Genomic DNA, 9,247 nt, shown 5'->3' with positions numbered 1-9,247 from the left:
GGTAATGGGTCAAATTAGCACCTGATGTAAAATAATGATTTTTAGATTTGAAAATCAGCAAGATAAAAAATAGATACTGTTCTTTTAGAGCAGTATCTTTAGTTCATTGAAATATTAAAATTTTGTTAGAACCTTTAACATCTAGGTTTCTTTTAGCGACGTGTATTAAATTAGCACCTAAAAAATGTTATGAAATGCACTCGATGTAATTCTGGTGATTGTATCAAGAAAGGAATCCAGAATAATAAACAACGATTCTATTGCAAAGATTGTGGAAGTTACTTTCAATCAGAGTATGCCTATCAAGCTTATAAATCAGGAACAAATGATTTTATTAAAAACTTACTGAAAGAAGGTTGTGGGGTTCGAGGTATTGCAAGAGTACTTGATATTTCTAAAAATACTGTTTTATCAAGAGTTTTGAAGATTGCTAGTCAAATAAAGACTCCTTATTTCAATAAGTTTGGTTGCAAATTTGAAGTTGATGAGATGTTTATAAAAATAGCGAATGGTAAATCACACAATTGGTTAGTGTACGCTATTGAACAAAAGACTAAAAGTGTTGTTAGTTTTATAATTGGTAACCGATCTACTGAAACCTTGAAGCAAGTAATAGATAAAGTTTTATTACTGAATCCGAAGAAGATTTATACAGATAGATTGAATATTTATCCAACTATTATTCCAAGAGAAATTCATAAACGTTTTCAATATTGTACAAATAAAATTGAGAGAATGAATTTAAATTTACGGATGCATATAAAACGGTTAAGTAGAAAAACCATTTGTTTTACTAGAAATCAGAAGTATTTAGAAGCACATTTGAGAATTTATTTTTGGGGATGAAAGACCAAACACAATATGTTATATTTAGAATATGAATGAAGGTTACTATAACAAAAAAGGAGAATTAGTAAGCAAGGAAGAATTTGATGCAGAACGTGAACGTATTATTGCACAACGTATCAAAGATGCAGAAAACGATGAAAACCTTATTGATGATGAAGATTTAGATTTTTATTTATCTGAACTAGAAAAAATGTCAGACTAGGTGGATTATAAAATCAAATATACAAAAGAGGCAATCGCAGAACTCAACAAAAGGTTTATTTGGTATCGCTCTAAAGAACTTGAACTAGGTGAGCGGTTCAAAAATGCTTTTTATAAAATTCGTTCTGAATTAAAAGAAAATCCAAAAATATTTAAGCAAATAGAAAATAATCATAGAAGAGCTGTTTTAGGTTCTTCTTTTCCATATACGGTTCATTATCTAGTGAATGAAAAAACAAAAACCATAAAAATCTTTGGAGTATTTCATCAAAATAGAGATATTGAATTAGTAGATGAAAAGACTAAGATCAGAAAAATTCATGAGCTTAGAAATGAAAAGAAATTAAGACTGAATCAAAGACAGAGTCAACTGAATAAGATTCGACAAAGGCAAGAATTAGAAAAAGATCGAGGGAAAGAAAGAGACAGAGGTTTGGAACGATAATCAAAAGAAGGGATAATAATTCTGAATTGAACATTATTATTAAAAGTATAAGTTCTTTGAAAATAGTTAGTTTTTAGGATGTAAAAGGTCTAAAAAATTAGAAAGAGATCAAAAAATCGCTCTTAGGTGATTATCCCTTTGGATTGAAGTATCGAGGTTATAACGAAGTTGTTTCAAGTCTTGGAAATAGCACAGCGCAGAAATTCGGATTAGGAAGAAAAGAGTTAAATGATGAATTAGGACTTGAATGGTATGACTTTGGTGCTAGAAATTATGATGTAGCATTAGGTAGGTGGATGAATATTGATCCATTAGCTGAAAACTACTCGTCTACGTCACCTTACGTTTATACATTGAATAATCCTTTGTTTTTTGTTGATCCTGACGGGCGAAAAATTATCAATGGCGATGAGGAGAGAAGAAAAAAAGCAGAAAAACAAGTAGAAAAAAATCGAAAAATAGTAGAAAGTGCAGAGTCATCATATGGAACCAGTAGAGAAGATTTCAGTAGTAGATCTCAATATAAGAGGTATAAAAAAGCTAAAAGAAATTTAAAAAAATCTCAAAGAAAATTAAGTAAGTATACAAGACTTGCAGAATCTACACAAGAAAAAATTGATAATTTTAAAGAAAAGTCACCCAACATGTTTGCGAAAATGGATAATATAACAAATGAGTATGGAGAAAGTGTTGATATATTTGTTGGGACTAAAAGTATGTCAGGTAAAAATGGTAAAAATGAATTTTCTTTTTCTGTAGATCAAAATAATGGCCATGTTAGGTTATCTTCTAGGAGTTTTGGACTAAATACTCTTGAAATTTTTATAAACCCAACACTTGGACCATCTGTTCATGACCCAGATAAAACTCCGTCCACAATAGAGACATTAAGACATGAAATGGGGCATGCAAGTTATGAAATAGAAAGTACTAGAAGTTATTATTTGTACCTTGAAGGTTTAAAAAGATCAGGAAAAAAATCCAACGCAGGTCATAGTTCTGGTGACTTAAGTGGTAAAAGAGCATTATTATGGGAAACATTAGAAGATTTATAAAAATGAAAAAAATAATATTTTTAATACTAGTTTTAGTATCATTCACAGTTAATTGTCAAAAAGCATCAATAGATACTGTTTCAATAGCTTTTAAGGCAAAACTATTTACGGTTAGTGAATATGGGGTTTCTGATAAAAATCAAGTAATAAAAGATATAGAATCACAAAAAATAGAGTTTTTAGAAACTAAATATAAAAAGTTTCTTTTCATGAAAATTTTATTTTCACAGCCCTACAGATTGATTAACTCTAGTGTTAATACATTAGAAAGAAATTGTTACTATTATCTGGCATTTGGAATTGATGATTCCAGATATTACAGGTTAGGAGGTTTTAGTAATTTAGATGTTGATAGTTTTTTTAGAGATTTAGAACTTAGAGAAGAAGGTATTTTTACAGATATTGATAATGGTAAAGAGGTTGACGGAATTGATATTTATTGTTTGCATGAATATTATAAAATGAATCATAAAAAAAGGTTTAGAAAGGGATTTAATTGTTTTGAAAATTGTTCAGACGGAACCCAAACAACAATTGAAATACATTAAATTGTTATCTAATAAGGTAATGGTTAAAATGAACTTTAATATCAAAATATATTATTACAAAGTATATACCGCTCAAGAAAGGGCGGTATATTTAAGTTAATTGAAATAGTTTTTTAAAAAATGTAAAAGACTATATGTAGTTAAATATCTCCTTGGGCGGAAACGTTAAGATTAAATAATGAAAAATAAAATTATAGTTATTTTAAGTTTGTGCTTTTTATCTTTTTCGATAAATGAAAAGGTCAAAATTTATAAGTTTGCTTTAAGTAAGATAACATCATCAAAGGAGTATAGCTTATTCGTAAAAAGTAAAAAGAAATATTATATTTCTAATGAGGTAGTTAGTTATACTAAACTTGCTCAGTATTTTAGGTCTGAACTTGAAAAATCTAATCCTATCACAGAAGAAGAGATTGTTCGTGACACAAATAAAAAAAATTTAGTTGATGATAACTTATTATCTCTTAATATCAAGAAGTGTTCAAAAGTTCAAATTAATTTTTCTGAAATAAGAAATGATATTTTCTTTGCTGAATTAATAAAAAGCAAAGAGAAAACTAAACATAAAGAAGTATATTTAGGTATTAGTTATTTATATATGTTTAAAATAACTGATAATGATGAGGTAGAATTGATAAAGACTATAGAACTCGATAATAATTAAAGTTAATATATAAGATAGTAGCTTTTTTAAAATCAGTGGTTATAAATAATAACTGCTGATTTTTTATTTCTAAAAACACTTAAGAAGGAAAGAAGATATTACTATAAAATCTTTAAATCATAGAAGCTGTAAACCTATTCTAGGATTTAGATTTTGCGTATTGATTGCGTTTTCTTGTGTATTTGTGTTCCTCATAACTAGAGAGTATTAACTCTATAATTTCACTGTAAGTAAGAAAACATAAACAATTCTGAAGTATATAATTAAAAACTTACTCAGATCATCCAAGCTGTAAACCTATTCCAGGATTTAGATTTTGCGTAATGATTGCGTTTTCTGTGTATTTGTGTTCCTCATAACTAGAGAGTATTAGCTCTATAATTTCATTGTAAGCAAGAAAACATAAACAATTTTAAAGCATATAATTAAAAAGTTACTCAGATGATGCAAGCTGCAAACCTATTCTAGGATATAGATTTTGCGTATTGATTGCGTTTTCTTGCGTTTTTGTATTCCCCATAGATTATAAAGTATTAGTTCTATGATTTCACTATATACTAGAAAAGATAAATAATTTTAAAGTATATAATTAAAAAATTACTTTGATCATAAAAACTGTAAACCTATTCTAGGGTTTAAATTTTGCGTAATGATTGCGTTTTCTTGCGTTTCTCTGTTCCTTATAATTTATAAGGTGTTTGTTATATGACTTTACCATAAACAGGAAAACATAAACAATACTAAAGCACAGAATTACAAAATCACTGACATCATACAGGCTATAAATCCATTCTAGGATTTAGATTTTGCGTAATAATTGCGTTTCTTGCGTTTTTCTATTCCTTATAATTTATAAGGTGTTAGTTATATGATTTCACTATAAATAGGAAAATGTAAACAATACTAAAGCACAGAATTAAAAAATTACTCAGGTCATACCGACTGTAAACCTATTCTAGGATTTAGATTTTGCGTAATAATTACGTTTTTATATTCCTTTTATAAATATTATATCATTAAAGAGGGGGGGAAGCTATTGTTTAATAAGACCTATCTTAAAATAATTCGAGTACGAACTCACATTTTTGCCTTTAATAGTTTATCTAGTGGTTAATGTTTTTTATACCTGTTTTTCATAATTATTATATTCAGTTGAATTTATATTTGCTTTTGCAAAATCGTAAATCGATTGTTTTGTATAGTTTCCGTTTTCTAAAAAATCCCTTCTCCACGATTTAATATCTTCTCTTAGAAGGTCGAAATTAAGATTTAAGAACTTTTCTAATTCATTCCTTTTTATTTTTGAGTGATATAATAGTTTTCTACCTTCTTTATTTGCTGGAATTCTAATAGTAAGAACATCTAAGTCCCTAAAATCTCTAAATAATCGAGCACTTTCTAAAATGATCTTTTTAAAAGCGAAGTATTCTGTATTTACAAAACCCTCTTTAAAAGTTATTAATCTTTTCTTATAATCAGATTTACATACATCAAAGTAACCCGAGTTTTCTGATGCTCTTTTAAAAAGCTCGTATTTCGATAATTCAAGATTTCTAATTTTTTGATTCACAAAATAATCATAAGTTAACTTTATCCTTTCTAATTCATCAAACTCAATAATATCAAGTCTCAAATTTCGAATATTAGCTCTATTTTTTGCTGATTTACTAAATCCTTTATTTGTGATTATCAATCCAAAGTTTGCTTTAGTGTCCTCTAACATTCCAAGAAAACTTTCTATAACCTTTATATTAATTTTTTTCGAGAAATGTTTACAGTCAATTATTCCAAGAATTTTGTTTCCTCCAATATTTCCTCGTATTGAAATATCAATTTGCCTATCAGTTCTGCTGTATTTTCCGAAAACCTTATCATCAAATTCGAATTCACAATCAGTAAATATATTAACAAGTTCTTGATAAATTTGTCTTTCATATTTTCTCCAAGTTTTATTTTCTATGGACATTTTTTTATTTATGGTTAAAGTAGGATATGGATTATTATCTGTATTCTTCTATCTTAAATCTCTTCTGCTTTTGTAAAGTTTCTCCATCAATTAGTTTAATGGAAATTACCTTTTACATAATCTTAAATTATTAGCTAGTTTTGTTGTTTCCAGTTTTAATCAGGCATTTCAGTTTTTTATATTCTAAAATCTAATTAACTCAAAGCGATTCATAATTTGTCAAGTTGTTTTAAACTACTTTATTATTGTTTTCTTTCAGAGTAGTATCATTAACAACTGTCTGTTTAGATATTTTTAATTCAGTGTCAGTAATAGAAGCGGTTATCCTAATAGCTTCTTCTTTATGATTTTTTAATTGCTCAAAAATATCTTTATACTTATCATATGTTCTTAGCTCTAATCTCATTTTTATATTTTGTACAAACTCTTTGACATTAGCAAAGGAGCCAAATGTTATAAAAGAAAACAAAGCCATAATTATAAGTGCAAATTGATTCCAGTTCAGTAAATCACCAAGATTAGTAATATTAAAGAAGAAATAGAGTAATAGATTGTAGCCGACAAATAAAGATGATAAAACCAAACGAACACCGAAATAAATTCGTTTAAACTTCTTGTTTAATTTTGTACTTAACTCCTGTTTCTTTTGTATTAGTGTCTCAAGCTTTTTATGCCTTGCCTTTAGTTTGCTTAAATTATTTTTTTCTTCATCATTTTGGTTGTTACTTTTTTCTAATGTAACATCTACTTTACCTAAAGAAGCTACATAAATTATAATTACTATTACAATTACTAGTACTATTAAAAAGTTATTATTACTATTTTTCTTATTCACTCTTATAAAGTTTTACCTCCTTAAAAGTCCAGGTATAACAAACTATTTTTCTAAACCTTTTAATGAGTCTATTTTTGTTTTTTTTAAAAATCTCAGTTAACATGTTTTAAATCAATTACATTATTTTGACCAAACCACTCTTTTGCTTTAAGAATAACTTTATCTGAATAATCACCTTCATAGAATACTACCAAATCCTCCTTTGCCCTTGTACAAGCAACGTAGAAAAGATTTAATGTTCTATCATAATACTTTTTATCTTCAGAATCTCCTTCAAAAAGAGTTTTGTAGCATACCGTTAACTGCGAAATTTTGTCTTTATTAATAACAACTAAGACATTGTCAAATTCATCTCCTTTTACACCATGTTGAGTTGAATATGAACTAAGCCCCTCTGTATAATTATAAAGATTTTCGATTTCTGAATAGTTTACTCTTTTAATTCTTTCAATTATATAGGGATTTTTTTCTATAAACTCTGTAATTCTTGGGTCAATATTAAATAGCTCAGAAGTTTCAATATAATCTAAAATATCTTTTATTTTAGAAGAGGTAAGCAAGCATAAATTTTCCATTTTCTCTTTGAGAAGCAGCTTATGTTTTCCTATTTGTATTTTAAAATCAACTTTTTTAATCAGCTTGATAATATCTCTGTCTCTATACAACGTAATAATTTCTTGAATTTTGTATAAATACTTAATTAGAACATCTCTTTCATCATTTCTTTTATTTGAAGTTGAATTTTTACTTTTTTTCTTTCCTATAAGTTTATCCTTATTAATATATATGTTAGCTAAGTTTTGAAACTCAGTATTAAGTACAGTTTCAAAAAGTTCTTTATTATCAAAAATATAGTCACACATAGTTCTAGCAGGAAGAATTTTTTCAATTCCAGGGTGTACTTTCTTAACAGCATTTATAGCTTTTTGAGTAGTGTCTTTATTTTTCTTTTCTTTTTCCACTAATTCAAGAGCCTTTTTTATATCTAATTTTTCGTCATATTTTTTTGTAAGTCTATCTAAAAGTTCCAAAAAAGTGAGTGAGTTAATATCTCCTTCTATAGGGTATACTTTTAAAAAATCTTTTATTCTTTTAACATATCCAGATCCTCCTATTATTTTATCTTTTTCATAGATTTGAAAAAGTGAATTAAACTCAGCTTCTTTTGCTATTTGACTATTCCTAGTAAATAAGATTTTAGATAGAGGCTTTCCTTTGTCGTCGTAATTCTCAAAATCCCAATTAAAACAATACTTGCTTTCTAAAACTTCTTTAATAGTTTTGTTTTTTAGTGAAGAATAAAGAAAAGTGACATTACCTTCTTTAACTGTTCCGTCTTCTTTAATGTTTGGAGCTTTAGTTCCTTCTAAAGGCTTTTGAATTAATGTATCATTTCTTAATTCATTTGCTAAATCTAATACTTTTCTGGGATTTCTTCTATTTAACTTTTTAGGAACTTCCTTTAATAGTTTTTGATGCTCACTAAACTCTAATTCCTCAATCTTTATCTTTCCAATCCCATCATAAATAGATTGCATACTATCTCCAAAAAGACCAATTTTTAAATCAAGTTCTTTTTTATTAAGGTGAGTCAATAAAATATCTATTACTTCTTCAGAAGTATCTTGATATTCATCTACAAAAATATAATCAAACTTATCGTTTATAATTTTCGATAGAAGTGGATGTTTTTTAAAAAGAAATTTGGCTAGTTGTAAAACTTCATTATGTGAAATAACTCCCTTCTTTAAGCTTTTATATTCTAGATATTTAATTTCTCTATCCCTTGATAATTCTTCTTCAGACACATCCTCATTTAGTTCTATTATTGCATCTCTTAAATTGGTTTGAAATCCCTTTATATTATCCCATAAAAAATCATGAATTGTAGAAGCCTTTAATGAAAAAGAATTTGCTCTTTCTGTAATTTCATCAGCCGCAACATTAGTATATGTTATACATGCTATTTTTACCTTTGGTTCTTTTTCAGTAATTCTTTGAATAAGCTCAATCAAAGTATGTGTTTTTCCACTACCAGCACCACCATTTAATAAAAAATGATTTCCCATTGCCATTGTTGCTATAATTTGATCTACTTCTGAAGCCATAGTAATCCTTCTTTTATATATGATGGAATATTCCAATTACTATAATTTTGATCACTATGATAAACTACATCTAGAGCAAAATGTGTTTTCTTTAGAATACATTTTTCGGCAAGCTCATATGCGTCTTTTTTATCTTTTCCTTCTAGATCAAATTCTCTTTTATTTTTTAATCCATTAAAAGCATCTTTATTTTTTTTGATAAAAGATAAATTAATATGTATAAAAGCATCTTCAAAACTTCTTGCATGATACCCACTTTCTTCATGTTGAAAAGCAATACATAAATTATTATCCTTAATTAATATATTTTGAGATTTAATTAATTCTTGTACACTTTTATTAACAAAATGATTTAATGAAGAATTACTCGTGCCACTCACATTAGGATCATTCACTCGACATGATTTAGATACCATTATATCATCACCTTCTTTATTCTTTTCGCCAGTAGGAATCAATTTATTTGTGTCAATATCAGTAATTAAAAGATACTTTAGACCAACAAAATCAATGAATTTCTCAAAAATATGTGAATATGCACCTACTTCAATAACCGAAATATTTTGTGATACTAAA

Annotated in this window: 9 protein-coding genes and 1 pseudogene; 6 read left to right on the top strand and 4 right to left on the bottom strand. The window is 27.1% G+C overall.

What is annotated here, in order from left to right:
* The first annotated feature begins 189 nt into the window (after positions 1-189).
* From BVC87_RS22640 to BVC87_RS22620, 6 genes are all read left to right on the top strand, one after another.
* Positions 190-846, top strand: a complete 657-nt coding sequence (locus BVC87_RS22640; protein WP_075344679.1) for an IS1 family transposase — start codon at positions 190-192, stop codon at positions 844-846.
* 31 nt (positions 847-877) lie between these two features.
* Positions 878-1,051, top strand: a complete 174-nt coding sequence (locus tag BVC87_RS23615) for a hypothetical protein (RefSeq protein ID WP_159439405.1) — start codon at positions 878-880, stop codon at positions 1,049-1,051.
* On the top strand, positions 1,052-1,495 hold the full coding sequence (locus tag BVC87_RS22635) for a type II toxin-antitoxin system RelE/ParE family toxin (protein ID WP_075344678.1): 444 nt from the start codon (positions 1,052-1,054) through the stop codon (positions 1,493-1,495).
* A gap of 143 nt (positions 1,496-1,638) precedes the next feature.
* Complete coding sequence (locus tag BVC87_RS22630) at positions 1,639-2,550, top strand: RHS repeat-associated core domain-containing protein (RefSeq protein ID WP_075344677.1); 912 nt, start codon at positions 1,639-1,641, stop codon at positions 2,548-2,550.
* Between the two features lie 2 nt (positions 2,551-2,552).
* On the top strand, positions 2,553-3,098 hold the full coding sequence (locus BVC87_RS22625) for a hypothetical protein (RefSeq protein ID WP_143569889.1): 546 nt from the start codon (positions 2,553-2,555) through the stop codon (positions 3,096-3,098).
* 178 nt (positions 3,099-3,276) lie between these two features.
* Entirely contained in the window at positions 3,277-3,762 is a 486-nt protein-coding gene (locus tag BVC87_RS22620) for a hypothetical protein (RefSeq protein ID WP_075344675.1), read from the top strand.
* Positions 3,763-4,882: 1,120 nt separating this feature from the next.
* Here BVC87_RS22620 and BVC87_RS22615 read toward each other — a convergent pair.
* The 4 genes and pseudogenes from BVC87_RS22615 to BVC87_RS23610 all read right to left on the bottom strand — a co-directional run.
* On the bottom strand, positions 4,883-5,728 hold the full coding sequence (locus BVC87_RS22615) for a restriction endonuclease (protein WP_075344674.1): 846 nt from the start codon (positions 5,726-5,728) through the stop codon (positions 4,883-4,885).
* Between the two features lie 229 nt (positions 5,729-5,957).
* Positions 5,958-6,563, bottom strand: a complete 606-nt coding sequence (locus tag BVC87_RS22610) for a hypothetical protein (protein ID WP_075344673.1) — start codon at positions 6,561-6,563, stop codon at positions 5,958-5,960.
* A gap of 92 nt (positions 6,564-6,655) precedes the next feature.
* Complete coding sequence (locus BVC87_RS22605) at positions 6,656-8,671, bottom strand: AAA family ATPase (RefSeq protein ID WP_075344672.1); 2,016 nt, start codon at positions 8,669-8,671, stop codon at positions 6,656-6,658.
* Positions 8,656-9,247: pseudogene (locus BVC87_RS23610) on the bottom strand (TOPRIM nucleotidyl transferase/hydrolase domain-containing protein); the annotation flags it as partial. The pseudogene BVC87_RS23610 and the gene BVC87_RS22605, both read right to left, overlap by 16 nt.

The organism is Tenacibaculum agarivorans, assembly GCF_001936575.1.
Classification (GTDB): Bacteria; Bacteroidota; Bacteroidia; order Flavobacteriales; family Flavobacteriaceae; genus Polaribacter; species Polaribacter agarivorans.
The sequence above is the reverse complement of the archived record's forward strand: the minus strand, read 5'-3'. Positions and strand labels throughout refer to the sequence as shown.

Excerpts from the sequence above, each read along its gene's own strand:
- BVC87_RS22605 (WP_075344672.1), bottom strand. The coding sequence starts at position 8,671 with ATGGCTTCAGAAGTAGATCAAATTATAGCAACAATGGCAATGGGAAAT.
- BVC87_RS23615 (WP_159439405.1), top strand. The coding sequence starts at position 878 with ATGAATGAAGGTTACTATAACAAAAAAGGAGAATTAGTAAGCAAGGAA.
- BVC87_RS22620 (WP_075344675.1), top strand. The coding sequence starts at position 3,277 with ATGAAAAATAAAATTATAGTTATTTTAAGTTTGTGCTTTTTATCTTTT.
- BVC87_RS22640 (WP_075344679.1), top strand. The coding sequence starts at position 190 with ATGAAATGCACTCGATGTAATTCTGGTGATTGTATCAAGAAAGGAATC.
- BVC87_RS22625 (WP_143569889.1), top strand. The coding sequence starts at position 2,553 with ATGAAAAAAATAATATTTTTAATACTAGTTTTAGTATCATTCACAGTT.
- BVC87_RS22615 (WP_075344674.1), bottom strand. The coding sequence starts at position 5,728 with ATGTCCATAGAAAATAAAACTTGGAGAAAATATGAAAGACAAATTTAT.